Origin of the sequence: Streptomyces sp. AK010, from assembly GCF_014207295.1 — a bacterium.
In the GTDB taxonomy this organism is placed as follows: domain Bacteria; phylum Actinomycetota; class Actinomycetes; order Streptomycetales; family Streptomycetaceae; genus Streptomyces; species Streptomyces massasporeus.
In genome coordinates this window covers 54,937-79,840 of the sequence record NZ_JACHCX010000017.1, presented here as the reverse complement: position 1 = coordinate 79,840, position 24,904 = coordinate 54,937, and the positions used below count along the sequence as shown (strand labels likewise).

The following is a 24,904-nucleotide window of genomic DNA, read 5'->3' as shown; positions in this document are numbered from 1 at the left end:
TTGGGCATGCAGCGAAGCAAGGGCAGTCCCCGTGGCGGTGGGGCCGGCCAGGAGAGTTGGGTCGGGCCTCTCGACGGTCATGACCCGGTCCCGGCCGAGGAGGCCGGACAGCTCAGGTACGACGATCCCTGGTACGACGCCCTCGCCTCCGGGTGGGGCGAGTCGGCCGGTGACGGGGCGCAGGGTCCTGCGGTGGTTCCGTCGGCACGGACGGAGGGCGGGGCGGGGGCCGCGGCGGCGGCCGACGTGTACCTCGAAGTGCAGCGCAGTGCGGCTTTCCAGGAGGTGCGGCGGCGGTACCGGAGGTTCGTGGTGCCGGCGTTCGTGGCCTTCTTCGCCTGGTACGTGGGTTACGTCGTGGCCGCCACAACCGTGCCGGAACTGATGGCGCGGCCCGTGGCGGGAGCGGTGAACGTGGCGATGGCGGCGGGACTCGGGCAGTTTCTGTCCACGTTCCTCCTCACCTGGGCGTACGCGCGGCACGCGCGGCTGCGCCGGGACAGGGCCGCGCTCGAACTGCGGTGGGACACACAGGAACTGACGCGTGGCATGAATGGTGGTACGTCGTGACGGAGGAACACCAGACGCTGGCGCTGCTGCTCTTCAGCGCGTTCGTCGCGGTCACCCTGGGGATCACCACGTGGGTCAGCCGCAACCGGCGGGGCTCGGCGGAAGAGTTCTACGCGGGCGGGCGGCTGTTCTCCCCCATGGAGAATGGTTTTGCCATCGCGGGCGACTACATGTCGGCCGCTTCCTTCCTCGGAGTCACCGGGCTCATCGCCCTGTTCGGCTACGACGGGCTGCTGTATGTCGTCGGCTTCCTCGTGGCGTGGCTGGTGGTGCTGTTCCTGGTCGCCGAACTGGTCCGCAACTGCGGCCGGTTCACGATGGCCGACGTCGTGGCGGCGCGGATGAGGGAGCGGCCGGTTCGCATCGCGGTGGGAACCTCCTCGGTCACGGTGTCCGTTCTGTATCTGGTGGCGCAGATGGTCGGCGCGGGCAGCCTGGTGGCGCTGCTGCTCGGGGGCACGAGCGACGCGGCGCGGGACTGGACCGTCATCGGTGTGGGCGCGCTCATGGTGATCTACGTGTCCCTGGGAGGGATGCGGGCGACCACGTGGATCCAGATCGTCAAGGCGGTCCTGCTGCTCGGCGGCACCATCGTGCTGACGGTGCTCGTCCTGTTGCGATTCCACGGTGATGTGGACCGGTTGCTGCTCACGGCGGCGGAGCGCAGCGGGCACGGCGCGGCGTTTCTGGCACCGGGACTGAAGTACGGCGGGGACTGGACGGCCCGCTTCGACTTCATCAGTCTCGGGCTGGCCCTGGTGCTGGGTACGGCGGGGCTGCCGCACATCCTGTCCCGCTTCTACACGGTGCCCACCGCGCGGGCCGCCCGCCGCTCGGTCGTCTGGGCCGTCGGGCTCATCGGCGGCTTCTACCTGATGACGATCGTGCTCGGGTTCGGTGCGGCCGCCATCCTGGGGCCGGACGCGGTGCGAGGGTCGAACGCGGCCGGGAACACGGCCGTTCCGCTGCTGGCGCTCGACCTGGGTGGTGGCGCGGGGTCCACTGGGGGGACGGTTCTCTTCGCGATCGTCGCCGCGGTCGCCTTCGCCACGATCCTCGCCGTGGTCGCCGGGATCACGCTCGCGTCCTCGGCGTCCGTCGCCCACGACCTGTACGCCTCCCTGCGGCGCCGGGGCGGGAAGCCGCGCAGCGAGGTGGCCGTGGCCCGTGTCGCGGCCGTCGGCGTCGGCGTGGTGGCGATCGCGCTCGGTCTGCTGGCGCGGGATCTCAACGTGGCGTTCCTGGTCGGCCTGGCCTTCGCCGTCGCCGCGTCCGCGAACCTGCCGGTACTGCTCTACTCCCTGTTCTGGCGTGGCTTCACCACCCGGGGCGCCGTGTGGGCCGTCTACGGCGGTCTGATTCCGGCCGTGGTGCTGGTGGTGCTGTCCCCGGTGGTCTCTGGAAGCCCCGACTCACTCTTCCCGGGCGTCGACCTGCAGTACTTCCCGCTGCAGAACCCGGGCCTGGTCTCGATCCCCCTCGGCTTCCTCGCGGGCTGGCTGGGCACGGTCACCTCGACGGAGGTCCCGGACGAGGCCAAGCACGCGGAGACAGAGGTGCGTTCGCTGACGGGTGCAGGAGCGGCGTGAGGGAGGTGCCTTCGGTGTCATGGCACCTTCGGTGTCATGGCAGGAGGGCGCCCAGCACCGGTTCGTGGAGGAACCGGCAGGCTGTCGCCCTAGCCGCGGGTCGCCCACACGTAACGGTGTTCCGGGCGGCCCGCGTCGCCGTACTTGAGGGTGAGTCTGGCCCGTCCTGTGCGTTCCAGGAGCTTCAGATAGCGCTGTGCGGTCTGACGGCTCACTCCGGTCCGCTCGGCGATCTCCTGGGCGGACAGGGGGCCGTCCGCGTTCATGAGGGACTGGCGGACCAGCTCGGCGGTGGTGGGGGAGTGCCCTTTGGGCAGGTCGGGTTCCGACGGCGCCGAGAGCGCCCCGAAGATGCGGTCCACCTCGGCCTGCTCGGCCTCTCCGCCGCCGTCGAGGGTGCGGCGCAGCTCGGCGTAGGCATCCAGCTTGGCCCGCAGGCCGGCGAAGGCGAACGGCTTGACCAGGTACTGCAGCGCGCCGTGCCGCATCGCGGCCTGCACGGTGGTGACGTCCCGGGCGGCCGTGACCATGATCACGTCGGTCTGGTCGCCGCGCCGCCGCATCTCCTGGACGACCGCCAGCCCCGTCGCGTCCGGCAGGTAGTGGTCCAGAAGCACCAGGTCCAGGCGGGGCAGCGTCTCCAGTCGATGCAGTGCTTCCGCCGCGCTGTGGGCCACGCCGGCGACATGGAAGCCCGGCACCTTCTCGACGTAGGCGGCGTTGACCCGCGCGACCCTCATGTCGTCGTCCACGACCAGGACCTCGATCATCACGACTTCTCCTCGGTGGTCTGCGGAGCTGACGGCACGGTCAGGACGGCCGGCTCCGGGCCCGGCTCGGCCAGCGCCTCGGGCAGGACGACGGTGAACTCCGCGCCCCCGCCGTGCGCCTCTCCGACGGTCGCGCTGCCCCCTTGCCGCTCCGCGAGCCTGCGTACCAAGGAGAGCCCGATGCCCCGCTCGCGGTGAGCCGGCGGCTTCTTCGTAGACCATCCCGTGGTGAAGATCAACTCGCGGTGCTCCGGCGGGATCCCGGGCCCGGTGTCGCGCACCCTGAGGATCGCCGTACGTCCCTCCGCGCGCAGTTCGACCTCCACGCGCGCGTGCGGTGTGCCGGCGACGGCGTCCAGGGCGTTGTCGACCAGGTTCCCGACGACGGTGACGAGCCCCTGCGGGTCGACCAGCCGGTCGGGCAGCCGGGTCCGGTCCGACACCCACAGGGCGACGCCCCGTTCGGCCGCGACGGTCGCCTTGCCGACCAGCAGGGCGGCGAGGAGCGGATCCTCGATCCGCTCGGTGACCTGTTCCGCGGTGGCCCGGTGGTCACCGACCACCTCGCCGACGAACTCGACGGCGTCGTCGTACATCTCCAGTTCGAGCAGTCCCAGAAGCGTGTGCATACGGTTGGCGTGCTCGTGGTCCTGGGCACGCAGGGCGTCGATCAGACCATGCGTCGAGTCCAGTTCGCGGCCCAGCTGCTCCAGCTCGGTGCGGTCGCGCAGGGTGGCCACGGCGCCGCCGTCGTCGGTGGGCATGCGGTTGGCGACCAGCACCCGCTGCCCGCGCACGGTGAGCAGATCCGTCCCGGTCACGCGTCCGGCCAGCACATCGGCCGTACGGCCCGCGCCGAGCGCCTCGTCGGGGGAGCGGCCCACCACCGTCTCCCCGATGCCCAGCAGGCGCTGTGCCTCGTCGTTCACGAGGCGGATGCGGCCGGTGCGGTCCAGGGCCACGACGCCCTCCCGGATGCCGTGCAGCATGGCCTCGCGTTCGGACAGCAGCGCCGCGATGTCCGAGAAGGCCAGGTCCCTGGTCTGCCGCTGGACCCGCCGGGAAATGAGCCACGCGGCCAGCGCTCCCACGGCCAGGGCGCCGCCGGCGTACGCGAGCAGGCCCGGGATCGCGTGGATCAGACGGGCCCGGACGCTGTCGTAGGCGATGCCGACGGAGACCGCGCCGACGACGGTGCCGTCGCTGTCACGTAGCGGCACCTTGCCCCGGGCGGAGCGGCCCAGGGTGCCGCTGTCGATCTCCATGACCTCCTTGCCGGCCAAGGCCTGGCCGGGGTCGGTGGAGACGATGCCGCCGATCTGCTTCGGGTCCGTGTGCGACCAGCGCACGCCCCGCCAGTCCATCACCACGACGTACTCGGCCTTGGTGGCCTTCCGGATCCGCTCTGCCTCCCGCTGCACAGGACCGTTCGGCGACGGCGGCGTCTGCCGCACCTCCCGTGCGAGCTCCGGCTGCTGCGCGGTCGTCTGCGCGATCGCGAGCGCGCGGCGCATCGCCTGGTCGTCCAGTTGGTTGCCGAGGGGCGCGAGGAACAATCCGGTCGCGAGCACCGCGACTCCCGCGGCGATCGCCACCTGCATCAGCAGCACCTGCGAGAACACCCGCCGGGGCAGGCCGAGGCGCAGGCGGCGTGCGGGGGGAGTGGGGCTCATACCCAAGACGGTACGTGCGGCCGGCTGCCTGCCCTAGACGGGTGTGGCGTGGATCTCCAGATCAATGTGTGCAGTGTCATCAGCATCAATGGACGACTGCCGGCAGCATCAATGCACGAAAGCCGACGGCGTCAATGCACCAAGTCAGCCCGCCGGCGCCGTCGCCATCCTCAGCTCGCGCACCGCCGCCACGTCCATCCGCGCGGGGGGACCGAGGACGGACGCCCCGCAGCTCTCCGGGCGGGCCGGCAGTGCCGCGCCCTGGGACACGTCGACCTGCCAGCGGCGCCCGTCGGTGTGGGCGACGGTCACCTCCCAGCGCGGGGCCGAGCCGACCGTCCGGACGACGCTCAGCGCCTCCGCGGTGTATTCGCCCGTCCTGGTACGCACGGCGAGCTCGGCCGCCTGACCGGGCCGTTCCCAGGCGGAGCTGCCCCGGCACCCCTCCGCGACGATCCGCCCTTCCCGGGCACCGTGCAGGACCTCCTTGAGGGAGTGGGCCTCGGCCCGGCCGTACGCGTATCCGTACGGCAGCACCAGCACCGTGGGGGAGAAGCGGTGACCACCCAGATGGGTGACCTCCCAGACGCCCTCGACCCCGGACGTCGCCAGCTCGGCCGCGAGGGGCCTGCCGAGGAGGGCGCAGCAGCGGTCGCGCTTGCCGTTGGTGCAGACGAGGGCGAGCGGGTCACCGTCGTGGCGTCGGCCGCCGAGCAACGCGTCGAACGTACGGTGGTCGCCCCGGCCGAGCGCTGCGAAGTCGAGGCCGAGCAGCTGTCCCGGGTCCGAGGTCGAGGCGCTGTGCAGCCACACGTTTCCCGGAACGACGTGCGCGACGTACACCCGGCGCGTGGTGGGCATGCGGCGGTCCGCATGGCGCCCGGGGCGGCGGATGAGCGCGATCCGTACGCCCGTGTCCTTGGCGGCGGCCTCCAGGGCACGTCCAAGGGCGGGGTCCAGGTGGCTCGAAGTGAGCGCCTTGGCACCCCACGGACCGGGCTGTTCGATCAACAGCCAGGTCCTCGCGGTGGCCGCGGTTCCCGAAACGGGCTCGTCGAAGTCCCGGGAGACGCTTGAGCACGTACTCACAGAGGTGAGCCTAACCTGACTTCGGCCGCTGCGAATTTCGGCCCCTCCCCGAGCTACTCCGGCAGCGGCTGAGGAGGCCGCGGACCTGCGTAGAGACCGCTGGGGCGCATCCGCAGGGGGCGTTCGCCGTACTCCTCCAGGGCGTGGGCGATCCAGCCCGCCGTGCGGGCCACGGCGAAGATCGTCTCGCCCGCGGTCGGCGCCATGCCGGAGGACACTGTGAGCACGGCGAGCGCCAGGTCCACGTTGGCGTGCAGCGGGACGTGCCGGGCGGTGGTCTCGACGATGTCGCGGGCCGCGAGGAGAGCGGGTTCCGCGCGCGGGATCCGCTCCAGGTGGGCGAACAGGGCACGCGCGCGTGGATCCTCGCCGGGGTAGAGCCGGTGGCCGAGGCCCGGGACGCGGCGGCCGGCGCGCAGTTCGTCCGCGATCACGGGTGCCGCGTCGCCCTGTTCGAGCACGTCCTGCAGCAGCCGGTGGGCGAGCCCGCTGGCCGCGCCGTGCAGCGGGCCCTCGATCACGCCCAGCCCGGCGGAGACCGCCGCGTAGGGGTGCGCGCGGGCCGAGGCGGCGACGCGCACCGCCAGGGTGGAGGCGGCCAGGTCGTGGTCGACGAGGAGGGCGAGGGCGGCGTCCAGGGCGCGCAGGGACGCCTCGTCGGGGTCCTTGCGCATCGAGAGCCGGGTCCACAGGCGGTGGGCCATGGAGCCCTCGTCACGGCGGTCGTGTCCCCTCGGCGGCAGGGCGGCGACGAGCGTGGGGATGAGAGTGCGCGCGGTGCCGAGCACGGCGTCCTCGGACAGGTCGAACCGCAGCGGGTCGGCGGTCGCGGCGGCGACCGTCGCCACCCGCAGCAGGTCCGCGGGCGCGGCGTGTTCGGGCAGCGCCTCGACGGCGCGGCGGGCGACGGACACGAACCCTGCGGGCGCGGTGAACGTGCTGCCCGGGAGCATCCGGCCCGTCCAGAGCCACTCGGCCACCTCCTCGTAGGTGTGCCGTGTGGCCAGGTCGACCGCGTCGACACCGCGGAAGAAGTAGCGGTCGCTCTCGATGAGGGTGAGGCGCGTGCGGACGGACAGCTCGCCACTGGAATTGCCCCCGCCGGTGCTGCCCGAACCGGTGCTGCCCGAACCGGAGCTGCCCGAGCCGTCCCGCCTGTTGCGTCGGGCGAGCGCCTCGACCTCCCCGGCGTCGAAGGTGCTGCCTCGCCCGCCGCTCGCCCGTCGGCTGCTGAGCTGGCCGCGGCTCACGTACGCGTACACGGTCTCCGGCTTCACGCCGAGCAGCTCGGCGGCCTCCTTGGTGTTCAACCGCCGTTCCGCGTCCGTGGGGGCGGGCTCTTGATCGCGCATGGGGGTCACCGTATCCGTCCACCGGTCCATTGACTGATGTATTGATTCAATCAATATTGACAGATATCGAGTCAATCATGGATAGTCGAATCAAGTCCAGGGAGGAAGTCATGTCCGTCAACAGGTCAGCAGCCACTCTTCTCGAAGTGCCTCGGGGGCTCGCCGGTGTCGTCGTCACCGACACCCGGATCGGTGACGTCCGCGGTCTGGAGGGCTTCTACCACTACCGGCAGTACTCGGCCGTCGACCTCGCGCGGACCCGCGGCTTCGAGGACGTCTGGCATCTCCTCGTCCACGACGAACTGCCGGACGCGGCGCGGAGCGCGGCCTTCGCGACCGAGACCGCCGCGCTGCGTCGGCTGCCCGACGAGGTGCGAGCGGCGCTGCCGGCCGTCGCCGCGGCCGGCGGACGCTCCGGTCCGCTCGCGGGGATGCGTACGGCCCTCTCGCTCCTGGGTGCGGCGAAGGGGTTCCGGCCCGTGTACGACATCGACGCGGACCGGCGCCGGCAGGACACGATCGAGGCGGCCGCGGCGGTTCCCACGCTGCTCGCCGCGCTGCATCGGCTGGGTGAGGGGCTGGAACCGGTGGAGCCGCGGGAGGACCTGTCCTACGCGGCGAACTACCTGTACATGTTGACCGGTTCGGTGCCCGGCGAGCCGCACGCGCGGGCGATCGAGCAGTACCTGATCTCCACCATTGATCACGGATTCAATGCATCAACGTTCACGGCCCGGGTCATCGCGTCGACGGGCGCGGACGTGGCGGCGTGCCTCGCCGGGGCGGTGGCGGCACTGTCGGGGCCGCTCCACGGGGGTGCGCCCAGCCGCGCGCTGGACACTCTGGACGCGATCGGCATCCCGGACCGTATCGACTCCTGGGTGCGTCAGCGGGTGCTCGCCGGTGAGCGCATCATGGGCTTCGGGCACGCGATCTACCGTACGGAGGACCCGCGTTCCCGGATGCTGCGCGAGGTCGCCCAGGGGTTCGGCGGGCCGCGGGTGGACTTCGCCGTCGAGGTGGAGCGTCGCATCGAGGCGATCCTGGCGGAGCTGAAGCCCGGCCGGGAACTCCACACCAACGTCGAGTACTACGCGGGCGTGGTCATGGAACTCTGCGGCCTGCCGCGCGAGATGTTCACCCCGACCTTCGCCGCCGGGCGCGCGGTGGGCTGGAGCGCCAACATCCTGGAGCAGGCGGAGGACACGAAGATCATCAGGCCGGTGGCGCGGTACGTGGGGCCGGAGGCCCCGGCGCCGTTGCCCGCCTGAGCGAGGGCGCCGCGGAGCGCGAAGGCCCGGTACCGGAAGGTACCGGGCCTTCGCGTCGGGTCCGTGGGTGACCGACGGGATCAGGCGTCGGGGATGTCGCCCTTGGCGTCGATGAGGGTCCTGCGGGAGACCACGACGATGCGCTCGTAGTCCGCCCTGGACGCGTCGGCGGGAAGCTACCCGTCCAGTTCTTCGGGGAGGTCCGTGCGAGCCCCGCGAGTGCTGCTAACAATCGTTCACTCAGGCGTGGATCTCACGGCTCGTATCCTGGGGCGGCATCCCCATTTCCCAGTTGTGCCGGGAACGCGAGCCGGTGCACGCGTCGGCGCGAGAGAGGTCGCACGGTGAGCCAGCCGAGTCCGAAACCGCAGCAGATCCCGGTCGTCGTCCTGGCCGGATTCCTCGGCTCGGGAAAGACCACCCTGCTCAATCACCTCCTGCACCGCAGCGGCGGCAGCCGTATCGGCGCCCTCGTCAACGACTTCGGGGCGATCGAGATCGACGCGATGGCCGTGGCGGGAGCGCTCGGCGACTCGACGGTCTCCCTCGGCAACGGCTGCCTGTGCTGCGCCGTCGACGCGAGCGAACTGGACCAGTACCTGGAGCGGCTCGCGGAGCCCGGCCTCGGCATCGACGTCATCGTCATCGAGGCCAGCGGTCTGGCCGAGCCGCAGGAGCTCGTGCGGATGCTGCTGGCCAGCGAGCATCCGGGGGTGGTGTACGGGGGGCTCGTCGAGGTCGTCGACGCCGCCGAGTTCGACGACACCCGGGCCAGGCACCCCGAGATCGACCGGCATCTCGCGCTGGCCGACCTCGTCGTGGTCAACAAGCTCGACCGCGCAGCGGACGGCGAACGCGTGCTCGGGCTGGTCCGGACCCTCGTCGACCGCGCCGCCGTCGTCCCGGCCACCTACGGCCGGATCGACCCCGAGTTCCTCTTCGACTGCCGGCCGAGCGAGGAGCGCATCGGGCAGCTGTCCTTCGACGACCTCCACGAAACCGATTTCCACGAAGCCGACCTCCACGAAGAGGGCGATCACGCCGGTCACCTGCACGCCGCCTACGACAGCCTGTCGTTCGTCTCCCCGGTCCCCCTCGACCCGCGCCGGCTGATGACGTTCCTCGACAGCCGCCCCGAGGGGCTGTACCGGATCAAGGGCTACGTCGACTTCGGGCCGCACGACGTCCGCAACCGCTACGCCGTCCATGCCGTCGGGCGGTTCCTGCGCTTCTACCCGGAGCCCTGGCCGGCCGGGGGCGGACGCCTCACCCAACTGGTCCTCATCGGCTCGGGGATCGACGCCGCCGCGCTCGAGAAGGAGCTGGAGGCGTCCAGGAGCGACGCCCCACACGCCGACGAGCACGGCATGTGGGGCGTCCTGCGGTACGTACGCGAGCCCGAGGAGCAGGGCGCGTACCCGGTCTAGGAGTGTCCTGAAGATCTTGGAATTGCGCCCGGCTTGCACCGGTTCGTGGCGATTGACATTTACCGGCAATCCGGGGCGATCCCGGCGGCCGGAGTGAGATCTTCATCGGTCTTCTAGCTAGGTCATGCCTAGACCGGCCCGGCCACCACCGACACCGTCTTCGCCAGGGACACTCCCGAGCCGTCGCGGCGCGGGTCGATGTCCGGAAGGTCGGCCGGGGTGCCGTTCTTCTGCGCGGCGAGCGCGGGGACGGGGCCCGCCCAGGCCAGGGACAGGCAGTCCTCGCCCTTGAGGAACCGCTGGCAGCGGACACCGCCGGTGGCGCGGCCCTTGCGCGGGTACTGGTCGAACGGGGTCAGCTTGGCCGTCGTCTGGACGGAGTCGTCCAGCGTGCCCCGCGAGCCGGCGACGGTGAAGACGACGGCGTCCACGGCCGGGTCCACCGCCGTGAAGGAGATGACCTTCGCGCCCTCGGTGAGCTTGATGCCGGCCACACCGCCGGCCGGACGCCCCTGCGGGCGGACCTGGGACGCCTGGAAGCGCAGCAGCTGCGCGTCGTCGGTGACGAAGACCAGGTCCTCCTCGCCGGTGCGCAGCTCGACCGCGCCGACGATCCGGTCGCCCTCCTTGAGGGCGATCACCTCGAGCTCGTCCTTGTTGGCCGGATAGTCCGGCACCACGCGCTTGACGACGCCCTGCGCCGTGCCGAGCGCCAGGCCCGGCGACGACTCGTCGAGCGTGGTCAGGCAGACCACCGTCTCGTCGTCCTCCAGGGTGACGAACTCCGCCAGCGGCGCGCCCCCCGCGAGGTTCGGCGTCGGCAGCGACTCCGGGAGCTGGGGCAGGTCGACCACGTTCAGCCGCAGCAGCCGGCCCGTCGAGGTGACCGCGCCCACCTCACCGCGGGCGGTGGCGGGCACCGCAGAGACGATCACGTCGTGCTTCACGCGCTTGGCGCCGGGCTCCTCCGTGAAGGGCTCGCCGTTCGCCGTACGGGCCAGCAGACCCGTGGAGGACAGCAGCACCCGGCACGGGTCGTCGGCGACCTGGAGCGGCACGGCCGCGACCGGGGCACCGCCCGACTCCAGCAGCACCGTACGCCGGTCGGTGCCGAACTTCTTGGCCACGTTGGCCAGTTCGGAGGAGACCAGCTTGCGCAGCTCGGAGTCCGAGTCGAGGATCCGGGTCAGCTCCTCGATCTCCGTGTTGAGGCGGTCCTTCTCCGACTCCAGCTCGATGCGGTCGTACTTGGTCAGACGGCGCAACGGCGTGTCGAGGATGTACTGCGTCTGCACCTCGCTCAGCGAGAACTGCTCCATCAGGCGCTGCTTGGCCTGCGCGGAGTTCTCGCTGGAGCGGATCAGGCGGATGACCTCGTCGATGTCCAGCAGGGCCGTCAGCAGACCCTCGACCAGGTGCAGCCGGTCGCGCTTCTTGCCGCGGCGGAACTCCGAACGCCGCCGTACGACGTTGAAGCGGTGGTCGAGGTAGACCTCCAGGAGCTCCTTCAGACCCAGCGTGAGCGGCTGGCCGTCCACCAGCGCCACGTTGTTGATGCCGAAGGACTCCTCCATCGGCGTCAGCTTGTAGAGCTGCTCGAGGACCGCCTCCGGAACGAAGCCGTTCTTGATCTCGATGACCAGGCGCAGGCCGTGCTCGCGGTCGGTGAGGTCCTTGACGTCGGCGATGCCCTGGAGCTTCTTGGAGCCGACCAGGTCCTTGATCTTGGAGATGACCTTCTCGGGGCCGACCGTGAAGGGCAGCTCCGTGACGACGAGGCCCTTGCGGCGGGCCGTCACGGGCTCCACCGAGACCGTCGCCCGGATCTTGAACGTGCCGCGGCCGGACTCGTAGGCGTCCCGGATGCCGGACAGGCCGACGATGCGGCCGCCCGTGGGCAGGTCGGGGCCCGGGACGTGCTTCATCAGCGCGTCGAGATCGGCGTTCGGGTGCCTGATGAGGTGGCGGGCGGCGGCGATGACCTCGCGCAGGTTGTGCGGCGCCATGTTCGTGGCCATGCCGACCGCGATGCCCGAGGCGCCGTTGACCAGGAGGTTCGGGAAGGCGGCGGGCAGAGCCACCGGTTCCTGCTCCTGGCCGTCGTAGTTGGGGTTGAAGTCGACGGTGTCCTCGTCGATCGACTCCGTCATCAGGCTCGTCGCCTCGGCCATCCGGCACTCGGTGTACCGCATGGCGGCCGGCGGGTCGTCGTTGCCCAGCGAGCCGAAGTTGCCGTGGCCGTCGACCAGGGGGACCCGCATCGAGAAGGGCTGGGCCATGCGCACGAGGGCGTCGTAGATCGACGCGTCGCCGTGCGGGTGCAGCTTGCCCATCACCTCGCCGACGACCCGGGCGCACTTGACGTACCCGCGCTCGGGGCGCAGGCCCATCTCGCTCATCTGGTAGACGATGCGGCGGTGCACCGGCTTGAGGCCGTCGCGTGCGTCCGGAAGGGCGCGGGAGTAGATGACCGAGTACGCGTACTCGAGGAAGGAGCCCTGCATCTCGTCGACGACGTCGATGTCGAGGATCCGCTCCTCGTACGAGTCGTCGGGCGGCGGGGTCTTCGTGCTGCGGCGGGCCATCGCTGCCGGCTCCTTCTGTTTCCTGGTCGCTCGCCTACGGGCACTGATGCCGGTGATGAGAGGCCGATCGTGCTCAATTTTCGGGCCTCCGCGCGCTCGCCCTCTCATCACCGGCGCGCCCTTCGGCTCGCTCATGCTGAAGCGTGAACGAGAACTGACGCGGACCATTGTGGACCGCCGCACTGACAACCGGGACCAGGACCCTGCCCGGGGCGGCTTGCGTGCTGTCGGGCCGAGGTCGCCGCCGGGAACTTCACCAGGGCTTCGCGCGCTTGCATACAGTGGCAGGACCGGCAGGAATCCGCGGTCTGAACAACCGCTCAGCGATCGAAGGGACGTACATGCCCATGGGTCACACGGCCACAGCCCAGGCAGGCTCCGGGGGCCTGACAGCGACCGAGCACCGCCTGGCCAACGGCCTGCGCGTGGTGCTCTCCGAGGACCACCTGACCCCGGTCGCGGCGGTGTGCCTCTGGTACGACGTCGGCTCGCGCCACGAAGTCAAGGGGCGTACCGGCCTGGCTCACCTTTTCGAGCACCTGATGTTCCAGGGATCCGCGCAGGTCAAGGGCAACGGCCACTTCGAGCTCGTCCAGGGCGCGGGTGGCTCGCTGAACGGCACGACCAGCTTCGAGCGGACCAACTACTTCGAGACCATGCCCACACACCAGCTGGAGCTCGCCCTCTGGCTGGAGGCCGACCGCATGGGCTCGCTGCTGGCCGCACTCGACGACGAGTCGATGGAGAACCAGCGGGACGTCGTCAAGAACGAGCGCCGCCAGCGCTACGACAACGTCCCCTACGGCACCGCCTTCGAGAAGCTGACCGCCCTCGCCTACCCGGAGGGCCACCCCTACCACCACACCCCGATCGGCTCGATGGCCGACCTGGACGCCGCGACCCTGGAGGACGCGCGCGCGTTCTTCCGCACCTACTACGCGCCGAACAACGCCGTGCTCTCCGTGGTCGGCGACATCGACCCGGATCAGACGCTCGCCTGGGTCGAGAAGTACTTCGGCTCCATCCCCGGTCACGACGGCAAGCCCGCCCCGCGCGACGGGGCGCTTCCGGAGACCATCGGCGAGCAGCTGCGCGAGATCGTCGAGGAGGACGTCCCGGCCCGCGCCCTGATGGCCGCCTACCGGCTGCCGCACGACGGCACGCGCGCGTGCGACGCGGCCGACCTGGCCCTCACCGTCCTCGGCGGCGGCGAGTCCTCCCGCCTCTACAACCGGCTCGTGCGCCGCGACCGTACGGCCGTGGCGGCCGGCTTCGGCCTGCTGCGGCTCGCCGGGGCGCCCTCCCTGGGGTGGCTGGACGTGAAGACGTCCGGTGACGTGGAGGTTCCGGTCATCGAGACCGCCATCGACGAGGAGCTCGCCCGGTTCGCCGAGGAGGGCCCCACGCCCGAGGAGATGGAGCGCGCCCAGGCCCAGTTGGAGCGCGAGTGGCTGGACCGGCTCGGTACGGTCGCGGGCCGCGCCGACGAACTGTGCCGGTACGCCGTGCTCTTCGGCGACCCGCAGCTCGCCCTGACCGCCGTCCAGCGCGTGCTGGAGATCACGGCCGAGGAGGTCCAGGAGGTCGCCAAGGCCCGCCTGCGACCCGACAACCGCGCGGTGCTCGTCTACGAGCCCGTCGCCGACGAGACCGCCGGCACCACCGACGACACCGCAGCCGCGGCCGACGAGAACGAGGAGGCGGCCAAGTGACCGAGCTCGCCACGATGGACTTCCACCCCCGGCCGCAGGCGGGCGACGCCCGGCCGTGGGCCTTCCCGGCCCCCGAGCGCGGCACGCTCGACAACGGCCTGACGGTGCTGCGCTGCCATCGTCCCGGCCAGCAGGTCGTCGCCGTGGAGGTGCTGCTGGACGCCCCCTTGGAAGCCGAGCCGGCCGGACTCGACGGTGTGGCCACGATCATGGCCCGGGCCTTCTCCGAGGGCACCGACAAGCACTCCGCCGAGGATTTCGCCGCGGAACTGGAGCGCGCCGGTGCCACCCTCGACGCGCACGCCGACCACCCCGGTGTCCGGCTCAGCCTGGAGGTGCCCGCCTCCCGGCTCACCAAGGGCCTGGGTCTGATCGCCGACGCCCTGAGGGCGCCCGCCTTCGCCGACAGCGAGGTCGAGCGGCTGGTCAACAACCGCCTCGACGAGATCCCGCACGAGTTGGCCAACCCCTCCCGCCGCGGCGCCAAGGAGCTCTCCAAGGAGCTGTTCCCGGCGGACGCGCGCATGTCGCGGCCCCGGCAGGGCAGCGAGGAGACCGTCGCCGCCATCGACTCCGCGGCTGTACGCGCCTTCTACGAGAAGCACGTCCGCCCCGCCACGGCCACCGTCGTGGTCGTCGGCGACCTCACCGGCATCGATCTGGACGCCCTGCTCGGGGACACGCTGGGCGCCTGGACGGGCTCCTCGGCCGAGCCACGTCCCGTGCCTCCGGTCACCGCCGACGACACTGGCCGGGTCGTCATCGTGGACCGCCCGGGCGCCGTCCAGACGCAGCTGCTGATCGGCCGGATCGGGCCGGACCGGCACGACCGCGTATGGCCCGCGCAGGTGCTCGGCACGTACTGCCTCGGCGGCACCCTCACCTCCCGCCTGGACCGTGTCCTGCGCGAGGAGAAGGGCTACACCTACGGCGTACGGGCGTTCGGCCAGGTCCTCAGGTCCGCCCCGGACGGCACGGGTGCCGCGATGCTCGCCATAAGCGGCTCCGTCGACACCCCCAACACCGGTCCCGCCCTCCAGGACCTCTGGACGGTGCTGCGCACCCTCGCCGCCGAGGGACTGACCGACGCCGAGCGGGACGTCGCCGTGCAGAACCTGGTGGGTGTGGCGCCGCTGAAGTACGAGACGGCGGCGGCCGTCGCGAGCACGCTGGCCGACCAGGTCGAGCAGCACCTCCCCGACGACTACCAGGCCACGCTGTACCGGCAGCTCGCCGCGACCGGCACCGTGGAGGCCACCGCGGCGGCCGTGAGCGCCTTCCCGGTGGACCGTCTGGTGACCGTCCTCGTCGGTGACGCGGCGCAGATCAAGGCGCCGGTCGAGGCCCTCGGCATCGGCGAAGTCACCGTCGTCGCCGCCGAGTAGCGGCACGCGGAACGACACGCGCTCAGGGGCCCTGGTTTGTCTTCAAAGGCACCAGGGCCCCTGTATGCCCGAATTGGGATGGGAGTTGCCTGTCTGCCCTGTGGGATGCGCTACAAAAGCCGGGTTTCGTTTGGGAATTGAAAGTGGCGCCGCTTAGCGTCATCCGGGCTGTTCGTCAGGTAGTGCGCCGCACCCGCGGCACCGGACAGTCATCGCCGAGTCCCCGTACGGCGCGAGCCAGGGGAGCCGGGGACCCATCGCAGTCCCTGGGGTGAATCGGGCGCCCGCGCGAGTCGCGAGGGAGTCCGTAGGAGACCTTCCTGCTCCGAACCCGTCAGCTAACCCGGTAGGCGAGAGGGAAGGAAAGGACCAGCCACCACATGGCGTTCACTCGCGCCACCGGGAAGCACCGTCGTCCCAGCAGGATGCAGCGCTCCACCGCCCGCGCGGCGGGCGTCGCGGCCCTCGCCACCACCGGCGTGATCGGCACCGTGGCGGCCCCCGCTGCCTTCGCCGCCGAGCCCAGCGCCGAGCAGACCGGCCTCACGCCGGTCGTCATCACCATGGGCGACACCGTGGCCCAGCAGATCGACGCCCAGGCGCTCGCGCAGCAGCACGCCGCCGACGAGGCCGCCGCCAAGCAGAAGGCCGAGGAGGCCGCCCGCAAGCGGGCCGCCGAACTCGCCGAGCGGGCCAAGGAGGCGGCCGAGAAGGCCCGCGAGGCCAAGGAGCGCGCCGCCCGCGAGGCCGAGCGCAAGCGCCTCAACTCCTTCGTGCCCCCGATCTCCGGCTCGTACGTCTCCACCAGCTACAAGGCCAGCAGCGGTCTGTGGTCCTCCGGCAGCCACACCGGCGTCGACTTCCACGCCGCCAGCGGCACCTCCGTCCACGCGGTCGGCGCGGGCACCGTCGTCGAGGCCGGCTGGGGCGGCTCCTACGGCAACCAGGTCGTGATCAAGATGAACGACGGGACGTACACCCAGTACGGTCACCTGTCCTCCATCGGCGTCTCGGTGGGCCAGCAGGTCACCCCGGGCCAGCAGATCGCCCTGTCCGGCGCGACCGGCAACGTCACCGGCCCGCACCTGCACTTCGAGGCCCGCACCAGCCCCGAGTACGGCTCGGACATCGACCCGGTCGCCTACCTCCGCTCGCACGGCGTGAGTGTCTGACCGCAACCTCTCCGCTTCCCCCGAAAGCCCCGGCTCCCCGAGCCGGGGCTTTTCGCCGTTTACGGCCCCCCGCTGTCCAAAAAATATCCATGGATTGTCGCCTGCCGTCGGAAATTCCGGCTCATTGCAATAGAGTCACGGAACGCACGCCGCTCGTCGGCGTTTCACGGGGATTAAGCGGAGGTCGGTCATGCGTATTCCCGCGCACTCGGTGTGCACGGCCATCCGGGACGACATCGTCGCGGGTGTCCACGCACGCGGCAGCCGGCTCACCGAGGAACTCCTCGCACGCCGCTACGGCGTCTCGCGGGTGCCCGTCCGGGAGGCGCTGCGCACGCTCGAGGCCGAGGGTTTCGTGGTGACCCGCCGGCACGCGGGCGCGTGCGTGGCGGAACCCACCGAGCAGGAGGCCGGCGACCTGCTGGAGATGCGCATGCTGCTGGAGCCGCTCGGTGCGGCCCGCGCCGCCCAGCGCCGCACCGAGGCGCATCTGAAGGTCCTGCGCGGCCTCGTCCGGCTGGGCCAGGAGCGGGCCCGCCGCGGGAACAGTGACGACCTGCGCTCTCTCGGCGGCTGGTTCCACGAGACGCTCGCCCAGGCCTCCGGCAGCCCCGCGCTGACCTCGATGCTCACCCAGCTCCGCCACAAGATCGCCTGGATGTACGCCGTGGAGGCGCCGGCCAGCCCGGTGGAGTCCTGGACCGAGCACGGCGCGATCGTGGACGCGGTGGCGCGCGGGGACGGCGAGCGCGCGCGGGCGGTCACGGCGCTGCACACCGAGCGCGCCAAGGGCGCGCACCGCCTGCGGTTCGGCTCCGCCCAGGAACGCGCCGACCGTGTGAGGAACTCGCAACATCCCGTAAACACAGCGAGCCCGCGGCATTAACACGGCGGCCGTATACAAAGAGCAGTCAATTCCCGGGGGCTTATTTCCGCTGCCCGGATTCTCGGAATTCCAGGCAACGTGGACCGGGAATGGCGAAGTGTCGCCCGCGCCGAACGGGGATTAGGGCGAGGACCCGTCCTTGTCGACCGGGGAATGATGATCGTCCCGCGCGCGTCACCCGGGAACGGTGAAGGGCCCGCCCGCGTCACCCGGGAACGGTGAAGGGCCCGCCCGCGTCACCCGGGAACGGCGAAGGGCCCGCCCGCGTCACCCGGGAACGGTGAAGGGCCCGCCCGCGTCACCCGGGAACGGTGAAGGGCCCGCCCGCGTCACCCGGGAACGGCGAAGGGCCCACCCGCGTCACCCGGGAACGGCGAAGGGCCCGCCCGGTGGATTCGGACGAGCCCCTCGCTGTGCGCCGGATCGGGCGCTCGGCGGATCAGACGGTCTCGGGCAGTTCCTCGAGACCCTCGGAGACCAGCTTGGCGAGCCGGTCCAGGGCGGCGTCCGCGCCCTCGGCGTCGGAGGCGAGGACGATCTCCTCGCCCCCCTGGGCGCCGAGGCCCAGGACGGCCAGCATGGAGGCCGCGTTGACGGGGTTGCCGTCAGCCTTGGCGATCGTCACCGGGACGCCTGCGGCCGTGGCGGCTCGGACGAAGATGGAGGCGGGGCGGGCGTGGAGACCCTCGGCCCAGCCGACGTTGACGCGGCGCTCAGCCATGTGTTGCTGCCCTTCGGTTTTCAGGGTTGTCTAGACCAGTTTCCCATATCGTGAAGCCCACCAGGAGCGGTCCTCGCGTTCCACTCCAGGGGTGCCGTCGGATCGCGGCCTCGACCCGACTGACGCCCTCCACAGACTGCCTCGCGCCCGCTGCCGGACGCTAGCCGTACTCTGGGGCCCATGCAGACCTCGCCGGCCCGGCACGAGTATCCCGCCCACTGGGAAGCCGACGTGGTGCTGCGCGACGGGGGTACCGCGCGCATCCGGCCCATCACCGTTGATGACGCCGATCGCCTGGTCAGCTTCTATGAGCAGGTCTCCGACGAGTCGAAGTACTACCGCTTCTTCGCGCCGTACCCTCGCCTGTCCGCCAAGGACGTCCACCGCTTCACGCACCACGACTTTGTGGACAGGGTGGGACTCGCGGCCACGGTCGGCGGCGAGTTCATCGCCACCGTACGCTACGACCGGATCGGCCCGGACGGAACGCCCGCGTCGGCACCCGCCGACGAGGCCGAGGTCGCCTTCCTCGTGCAGGACGCCCACCAGGGCCGCGGCGTCGCCTCCGCCCTGCTCGAACACATCGGCGCCGTCGCCCGGGAGCGCGGCATCCGCCGCTTCGCCGCCGAGGTGCTGCCCGCCAACAACAAGATGATCAAGGTGTTCACGGACGCCGGCTACACCCAGAAGCGCAGTTTCGAGGACGGCGTCGTCCGTCTGGAGTTCGACCTCGAACCCACCGACCGCTCCCTGGCCGTGCAGTACGCGCGCGAACACCGTGCCGAGGCCCGCTCGGTGCAGCGGCTGCTCGCCCCCGGCTCGGTCGCCGTCATCGGCGCCGGTCGCACCCCGGGCGGCGTGGGCCGCAGCGTCCTCGGCAACATCCGGGACGCCGGGTACAGCGGCCGCCTCTACGCCGTGAACAAGGCTCTCCCCGACGGGCAGAAGGAGCTCGACGGGGTGCCCGCCCACCGCTCGGTGCGGGACATCGACGGCCCGGTCGACCTCGCGGTCGTCGCCGTGCCGGCCGAGCACGTCACGGAGGTCGTCACCGAGTGTGGCGAACACGGCGTGCAGGGGCTGGTCGTGGTCTCCGCCGGGTACGCCGAGAGCGGTCCCGAGGGGCGCGAACGCCAGCGCGCACTCGTGCGGCACGCGCGCACGTACGGCATGCGGATCATCGGCCCGAACGCCTTCGGCATCATCAACACCTCACCCCGGGTCCGGCTCAACGCCTCCCTCGCCCCCGAGGTGCCGCGCCCCGGCCGCATCGGCCTGTTCGCCCAGTCCGGCGCCATCGGCATCGCCCTGCTGTCCCGGCTGCACCGGCGCGGCGGCGGTGTCACGGGCGTGACCGGTGTCTCCACCTTCGTCTCCTCCGGCAACCGCGCCGACGTCTCCGGCAACGATGTCCTGCAGTACTGGTACGAGGACCCCGACACCGACGTCGTCCTCATGTACCTGGAGTCCATCGGCAACCCCCGCAAGTTCACCCGCCTCGCCCGCCGCACCGCCGCCGCCAAGCCCCTGGTCGTCGTCCAGGGCGCACGGCACGGCGCCGCTCCCCAGGGGCACGCAGTCCGGGCGACAAGGCTGCCGCACGCGACCGTCTCGGCGCTGCTGCGGCAGGCCGGGGTCATCCGCGTCGACACGATCACCGAGCTGGTCGACGCGGGCCTGCTGCTCGCCCGCCAGCCCCTGCCGGGCGGCCCCAGGGTGGCGATCCTGGGCAACTCGGAGTCGCTCGGTCTGCTCACCTACGACGCGTGCCTGGCCGAGGGGCTGCGACCGCACCCCCCGCAGGACCTGACCACCGCGGCCTCGGCGGCCGACTTCCACACCGCCCTGTCGCGTGCCCTGGCCGACGACCGGTGCGACGCCGTCGTCGTCACCGCCATACCGGCGGTGGGGGAGGGCCCGGTCGGCGACGCGGCCCTCGCGCAGGCGCTGCGCTCGGCATCGGCCGCGGCCCCGTCGAAGCCTGTCCTCGTGGTCCACGTGGAACTCGGCGGCCTGGCGGAGGCCCTGTCGGCGGCGGCGAGCACGGCACCGCAGGCCACAACGGATGATCAGCTACAAAACGCTCCAAGTCCGACGCCCGCAGCGGATCAACTCCCCGCCGCCGAGGCCCCGGAAGGCGCCCACCTCATCCCCGCCTACCCCGCCGCCGAGCGCGCCGTCCGCGCCCTCGGCCAGGCCGTGGCCTACGCGCAGTGGCGGCGCGACGCCGCCGAGCCCGGCAAGGTGCCGGAGTACGAGGACATCAACGAGAAGGGCGCCGCCGCGCTGATCGACGGCCTCCTCGCGCGCGGCCAGGGACTCACACTCGGCACGGACGAGACCTGCGACCTCCTCGGTCACTACGGCGTCCAGGTCCACCGCGCCCTGCCCGCCCCGACCCCCGACGCCGCCGCCGAGGCCGCCCGCGACCTCGGCTATCCCGTCGCCCTCAAGGCCACGGCTCCGCACCTCAGGCACCGCGCCGACCTGGGCGGCGTCCGCCTCGACCTCGCGGACGAGGAGCAACTGCGCCGGTCGTACGCCGAGTTGACCGAGCTGTTCGGCGCGCCGGAGGAGCTGCGGCCGGTGGTGCAGCGGATGGCGCCACGCGGCGTGGACGTCGTCGTACGGGCCGTCATCGACCCCGCGGCCGGAGCCGTGCTCTCCTTCGGGCTCGCCGGGGCCGCCTCACAGCTGCTCGGGGACACCGCGCACCGGCTGATCCCGGTCACGGACCGGGAGGCGCACTCGCTGGTGCGCTCGATCCGCACCGCCCCGCTGCTGTTCGGCTGGCGCGGCTCGGCACCGGCCGACACCCGTGCCCTGGAGGAGCTGCTGCTGCGGGTGTCCCGGCTGGTCGACGACCACCCCGAGGTCGTCGCGGTCACCCTGGAACCGGTCGTCGTCGCCTCACACGGCCTGAGCGTCCTCGGTGCCTCCGTGCGCCTCGCGCACCCGCCCGCCCGCGACGACCTCGGCCCGCGGACCCTCCCCGCGTACTGACAGGGGGCGAGCTGTCCCTCGCAGTCAGTGGTCCCCCGTAGGATGGGCGTCATGGCCAAGACCAGTACGACGACCCAGGGGCTGCGGGCGGCGATCGAGCGCAGCGGCTACTACCCGGCCCTCGTGGCCGAGGCGGTGGAGGCCGCCGTGGGCGGCGAGCCCATCCGGTCGTACCTGGTCCACCAGGAGACGACGTTCGACCAGAACGAGGTCCGGCGGCATGTGACGGTGCTCGTCCTCACCGACAACCGCTTCATCGTCAGCCACACCGACGAGCAGGCAGCCGACAGCACCTCCCCGACGCCGTACGCCACGACGTCGACGGAGTCCGTGAAGATCGGCCGCATCTCGTCGGTCGTGGTCAGCCGCGTGGTCGCCAACCCCGAGTCGTACAAGCCGGGGACCCTGCCCCGCGAGGTCGTCCTCACCATCGGCTGGGGCGCCGTTGCCCGCATCGACCTGGAGCCGGCCGCGTGCGGCGACCCCAACTGCGAGGCGGACCACGGCTACACCGGCAACTCGACGGCGGACGACCTCAGCCTGCGCGTCAGCGAGGCCGGGGACGGACCGGAGACCGTGCGCGAGGCGCTCGCCTTCGCCCAGTCCCTCTCCGAGGCGACCGCGGACACGACCCGCTGATGGCACAGCCCAAGACGGTCTGGGACGACCACCCCGAACCGCTCACCGTCGCCTCCGCGCCCGTCCCCGAGTACGGCAGCGGATCGCTCGCCGACCTCCTGCCCACCCTGGCCGCCGGCCTGGGCGTCCCGGACATGAGCGCCGCGATCACCGAGCTGACGCCCGCCGACCGCAACTGCGTGTTCCTGATCGACGGCCTCGGCTGGGAGCAGCTGAGGGCGCACCCCGAGGACGCCCCCTTCATGACGTCCCTGCTCGCCACCTCGCGCGGCGGCACCGGGCGTCCGCTCACCGCCGGCTACCCGGCGACCACGGCGACCTCGCTCGCCTCCGTCGGCACCGGCCTGCCCCCCGGCGCGCACGGACTGCCCGGCTACACCGTCCGCAACCCCGACACCGGCGAGCTGATGAACCAGCTGCGCTGGCAGCCGTGGAGTCCGCCCGGCCCCTGGCAGCCGTACCCCACGGTCTTCCAGCTGGCACACGCGGCCGGGGTGCACGCCGCGCAGGTGTCGTCCCCGACCTTCGAGAACACCCCGCTGACCAAGGTCGCGCTCAGTGGAGGAACGTTCCTCGGGCGGCTGCCCGGCGAGGACCGTATCGACCTCGCGGCCGAGCAGCTGGCCGCGGGCGACCGCTCCCTGGTGTACACGTACTTCGCCGAGGTCGACGGCGCCGGCCACCGCTTCGGCGTCGACTCCGACGCCTGGCGCGGCCAGCTCATGTACGCCGACCGCCTGGTCCAGCGTCTGGCCGAGCAACTGCCGCCGCGCAGCGCGCTCTACGTCACCGCCGACCACGGCATGATCGACGTGCCCTTCGACGAGCAGCACCGCATCGACTTCGACGAGGACTGGGAGCTGAGCGCCGGAGTCGCCCTGCTCGGCGGCGAGGGCCGCGCCCGCCACGTCTACGCGGTGCCCGGCGCGGCGAACGACGTCCTGACCTGCTGGCGTGAGGTGCTCGGCGAGCAGTTCTGGGTGGCCTCGCGCGACGAGGCCATCGCGGCGGGCTGGTTCGGCCCGCGGATCGACGCACGGGTGTACGGCAGGATCGGTGACGTGGTCGCCGCCGCGCGGGACGACGTCCTGCTCATCGCCTCCGAGCGGGAGCCGAAGGAGTCGGCGATGGTCGGCAACCACGGTTCGATGACCCCCGCCGAGCAGCTGGTCCCCCTGCTCGAAGTACGCTCCTGAAGCAGCCCCACTCCAAGCCCCACCTCGCCCTCCCACGCCGAAAGGTGCTCAACTCCACATGCCCGAGCTGGTGTTCTTCTGCGGAACGATGGACTGCGGGAAGTCGACGCTGGCTCTCCAGATCGAGCACAACCGCTCGGCGCGCGGACTGCAGGGCATGATCTTCTCGCGCGACGACCGCGCCGGCGAGGGCAAGCTGTCCTCACGCCTCGGCCTGGTCACGGACGCGGTGGAGGTCGCCGACGGACAGGACCTCTACGGGTATCTCGTCGACCACCTCTCGCAGGGCGGCCGCGCGGACTACGTGATCGCCGACGAGGCGCAGTTCCTCGCGCCGGAGCAGATCGACCAACTGGCGCGTGTGGTCGACGACCTGAGCCTTGACGTCTACGCCTTCGGCATCACGACGGACTTCCGTTCCAAGCTGTTCCCCGGCTCGCAGCGGCTGGTGGAACTGGCCGACCGGGTCGAGGTCCTCCAGGTCGAGGCCCTGTGCTGGTGCGGAGCCCGTGCGACGCACAACGCCCGCACGATAGGCGGGGTGATGGTCGTCGAGGGCGCCCAGGTGGTCGTCGGCGACGTCACCCACTCCGCCGACGAGGTCGGCTACGAGGTCCTGTGCCGCCGTCACCACCGCCGCCGGATGACGGCTGCGACGTCCCACGCGGCGGCTCTGTCCCCGGACGTGCTGCCGGTGACGTCCGTCTGACCTGCTGCCGGTGGCGCGGGCCCGACCTGCGGCCGGCCCGCCGGGCCCCCGGCTCGACCGCTGCCGCCGTCCGTCGCCGGACCCGGCCGAGCCGGGCCCCCGGCTCGACCGCTGCCGCCGTCCGTCGCCGGACCCGGCCCCGCTCTCCGGCCGTCGGTCCGTCGCTGGACCCGGCCCCGCTCTCCGGCCGTCAACTCGGCCGCTGCAGCAGCGCGAACCGCGCCCCTTCCGGGTCCGCCACCCTCGCCACCCGCCCGTGGGCGGTGTCGTGTACCGGCTTCAGTACGTGCCCGCCCAGGTGGATGAGATGATCCAGCGCGTCGTCGACGTCGTCGACGTGGAAGTACGTCACCCAGTGCGGCCCCTGGTCGCGGGGCAGGGCGTGCCCCAGGCCGTGGATGCCGGCGACGGGTTCGCCGCCCAGGTGCAGGGTCACGTAGTCGAAGTCGGCGGAGACCACCGGCTCCTCCTCGTAGCCGAACACCATCCGGTAGAACTTGGCGACGCTCGCCGACTCGAAGGTCAGCAGCTCGTTCCAGGCGGGTGTGCCGGGTACGCCCGAGACGGCGGTGCCGAGGTGTGCGGCGGCCTGCCAGATGCCGAACACCGCGCCCGACGGGTCGGAGCCGATCGCGAGGCGGCCGGCGTCGGCGGCGTCCAGCGGGCCCACGCCGATCGTGCCGCCACGGCTGCGTACCGTCCCGGCCGTGAGATCCACGTTCTCCGAGGCGAAGTAGGGCGTCCACGCGATGGGCAGATGGCGGTCCGGAGGCAGCCGTCCGATGCCGGCCACCTCCCACCCATCGAGCAGGGCGCGCACATACGGGCCGAGCTGCTGGGGCCCCGGCTGGAACTCCCAGCCGAACAGGGCTCCGTAGAACTCCTCGGTCGCGTCCAGGCGGTGCACCATCAGGCTCACCCAGCAGGGCGCGCCGGGTGCGTGCCGAGCGGGTGTGTCACCGTTCGGGCCGGACGCCCGTGCGTCGGTCATCGTCACTCTCTTCTCGGCCTCGCGGTGGCCGTGCTCTCCGCAGCCGGGCGGGGCGGCCCGGTAGGGCGTCCCTTGTCCGGGACAATGCCCGATGTGCGGGCCCTGTCCCTCGCGGCGCGCTTGTCGGCATGTGTCGTTCAGCTGTACAGCATGTGCTTGTTCCC

The 24,904-nt window shown here is 71.8% G+C and carries 19 protein-coding genes and 1 riboswitch; of the genes, 12 read left to right on the top strand and 7 right to left on the bottom strand.

The window, feature by feature from the left end; translation table 11 throughout:
- Positions 1–6 precede the first annotated feature (6 nt).
- Together HDC93_RS28290 and HDC93_RS28285 are read left to right on the top strand one after the other, a co-directional pair.
- Positions 7–570 carry a DUF485 domain-containing protein gene (locus HDC93_RS28290; RefSeq protein ID WP_185013689.1) on the top strand — a complete coding sequence of 188 codons (564 nt, stop codon included), beginning with the start codon at positions 7–9 and terminating at the stop codon, positions 568–570.
- A complete protein-coding gene (locus tag HDC93_RS28285) occupies positions 567–2,159 on the top strand; it encodes a cation acetate symporter (protein WP_185013688.1) in 1,593 nt (530 codons plus the stop codon). Before HDC93_RS28290 ends, HDC93_RS28285 begins: the two co-directional genes overlap by 4 nt.
- An 89-nt stretch (positions 2,160–2,248) precedes the next feature.
- On the opposite strand, the gene HDC93_RS28280 is transcribed toward HDC93_RS28285, so the two are convergent.
- The 4 genes from HDC93_RS28280 to HDC93_RS28265 all read right to left on the bottom strand — a co-directional run bounded on the left by HDC93_RS28280 (position 2,249) and on the right by HDC93_RS28265 (position 7,043).
- Entirely contained in the window at positions 2,249–2,929 is a 681-nt protein-coding gene (locus tag HDC93_RS28280; RefSeq protein WP_185013757.1) for a response regulator, read from the bottom strand.
- Positions 2,929–4,602, bottom strand: a complete 1,674-nt coding sequence (locus HDC93_RS28275; protein WP_185013687.1) for a sensor histidine kinase — start codon at positions 4,600–4,602, stop codon at positions 2,929–2,931. Before HDC93_RS28275 ends, HDC93_RS28280 begins: the two co-directional genes overlap by 1 nt.
- Before the next feature lie 144 nt (positions 4,603–4,746).
- Complete coding sequence (locus HDC93_RS28270) at positions 4,747–5,691, bottom strand: sucrase ferredoxin (RefSeq protein WP_185013686.1); 945 nt, start codon at positions 5,689–5,691, stop codon at positions 4,747–4,749.
- 53 nt (positions 5,692–5,744) lie between these two features.
- Positions 5,745–7,043 (bottom strand): citrate synthase, encoded by a 1,299-nt coding sequence (locus HDC93_RS28265; RefSeq protein ID WP_185013685.1) that lies wholly within the window; start codon positions 7,041–7,043, stop codon positions 5,745–5,747.
- Positions 7,044–7,153: 110 nt separating this feature from the next.
- Between HDC93_RS28265 and HDC93_RS28260 the strand changes: the two genes are divergently transcribed.
- A complete protein-coding gene (locus HDC93_RS28260; RefSeq protein ID WP_185013684.1) occupies positions 7,154–8,314 on the top strand; it encodes a citrate synthase/methylcitrate synthase in 1,161 nt (386 codons plus the stop codon).
- Positions 8,315–8,658: 344 nt separating this feature from the next.
- Complete coding sequence (locus HDC93_RS28255; protein ID WP_185013683.1) at positions 8,659–9,741, top strand: GTP-binding protein; 1,083 nt, start codon at positions 8,659–8,661, stop codon at positions 9,739–9,741.
- A 128-nt stretch (positions 9,742–9,869) separates the two neighbouring features.
- Here the strand turns inward: HDC93_RS28255 and HDC93_RS28250 are convergent, their stop codons facing one another.
- The gene (locus HDC93_RS28250; RefSeq protein ID WP_185013682.1) at positions 9,870–12,326 is read right to left on the bottom strand and encodes a DNA topoisomerase (ATP-hydrolyzing) subunit A; all 2,457 of its coding nucleotides are present in this window, start codon (positions 12,324–12,326) and stop codon (positions 9,870–9,872) included.
- A gap of 341 nt (positions 12,327–12,667) precedes the next feature.
- Between HDC93_RS28250 and HDC93_RS28245 the strand changes: the two genes are divergently transcribed.
- From HDC93_RS28245 to HDC93_RS28230, 4 genes are all read left to right on the top strand, one after another.
- Positions 12,668–14,038 (top strand): pitrilysin family protein, encoded by a 1,371-nt coding sequence (locus HDC93_RS28245; protein WP_185013681.1) that lies wholly within the window; start codon positions 12,668–12,670, stop codon positions 14,036–14,038.
- Positions 14,035–15,423: a pitrilysin family protein gene (locus HDC93_RS28240; protein ID WP_097221345.1), complete on the top strand. Its 1,389-nt coding sequence runs from the start codon at positions 14,035–14,037 to the stop codon at positions 15,421–15,423. The genes HDC93_RS28245 and HDC93_RS28240 overlap by 4 nt, the downstream gene beginning before the upstream one ends.
- A gap of 203 nt (positions 15,424–15,626) precedes the next feature.
- Positions 15,627–15,791: riboswitch (cyclic di-AMP (ydaO/yuaA leader) on the top strand.
- A 12-nt stretch (positions 15,792–15,803) separates the two neighbouring features.
- A complete protein-coding gene (locus HDC93_RS28235) occupies positions 15,804–16,595 on the top strand; it encodes a M23 family metallopeptidase (protein WP_185013680.1) in 792 nt (263 codons plus the stop codon).
- 190 nt (positions 16,596–16,785) lie between these two features.
- The gene (locus HDC93_RS28230; protein WP_185013679.1) at positions 16,786–17,481 is read left to right on the top strand and encodes a GntR family transcriptional regulator; all 696 of its coding nucleotides are present in this window, start codon (positions 16,786–16,788) and stop codon (positions 17,479–17,481) included.
- Between the two features lie 439 nt (positions 17,482–17,920).
- Here the strand turns inward: HDC93_RS28230 and HDC93_RS28225 are convergent, their stop codons facing one another.
- The gene (locus HDC93_RS28225) at positions 17,921–18,202 is read right to left on the bottom strand and encodes an HPr family phosphocarrier protein (RefSeq protein ID WP_003993478.1); all 282 of its coding nucleotides are present in this window, start codon (positions 18,200–18,202) and stop codon (positions 17,921–17,923) included.
- Between the two features lie 180 nt (positions 18,203–18,382).
- On the opposite strand from HDC93_RS28225, the gene HDC93_RS28220 reads away from it, so the two are divergent.
- From HDC93_RS28220 to HDC93_RS28205, 4 genes are read left to right on the top strand one after another with little or no spacing between them, the layout of a single operon-like run.
- Positions 18,383–21,205, top strand: coding sequence for a bifunctional GNAT family N-acetyltransferase/acetate--CoA ligase family protein (locus tag HDC93_RS28220; RefSeq protein WP_185013678.1), 2,823 nt, complete (start codon positions 18,383–18,385; stop codon positions 21,203–21,205).
- A gap of 51 nt (positions 21,206–21,256) precedes the next feature.
- The gene (locus HDC93_RS28215) at positions 21,257–21,844 is read left to right on the top strand and encodes a DUF5998 family protein (RefSeq protein ID WP_185013677.1); all 588 of its coding nucleotides are present in this window, start codon (positions 21,257–21,259) and stop codon (positions 21,842–21,844) included.
- Positions 21,844–23,040 carry an alkaline phosphatase family protein gene (locus tag HDC93_RS28210; RefSeq protein ID WP_185013676.1) on the top strand — a complete coding sequence of 399 codons (1,197 nt, stop codon included), beginning with the start codon at positions 21,844–21,846 and terminating at the stop codon, positions 23,038–23,040. The genes HDC93_RS28215 and HDC93_RS28210 overlap by 1 nt, the downstream gene beginning before the upstream one ends.
- Before the next feature lie 58 nt (positions 23,041–23,098).
- Complete coding sequence (locus HDC93_RS28205; RefSeq protein WP_185013675.1) at positions 23,099–23,749, top strand: thymidine kinase; 651 nt, start codon at positions 23,099–23,101, stop codon at positions 23,747–23,749.
- A 190-nt stretch (positions 23,750–23,939) separates the two neighbouring features.
- Here the strand turns inward: HDC93_RS28205 and HDC93_RS28200 are convergent, their stop codons facing one another.
- Positions 23,940–24,740: a VOC family protein gene (locus HDC93_RS28200; RefSeq protein ID WP_185013674.1), complete on the bottom strand. Its 801-nt coding sequence runs from the start codon at positions 24,738–24,740 to the stop codon at positions 23,940–23,942.
- Between the last annotated feature and the right edge of the window lie 164 nt (positions 24,741–24,904).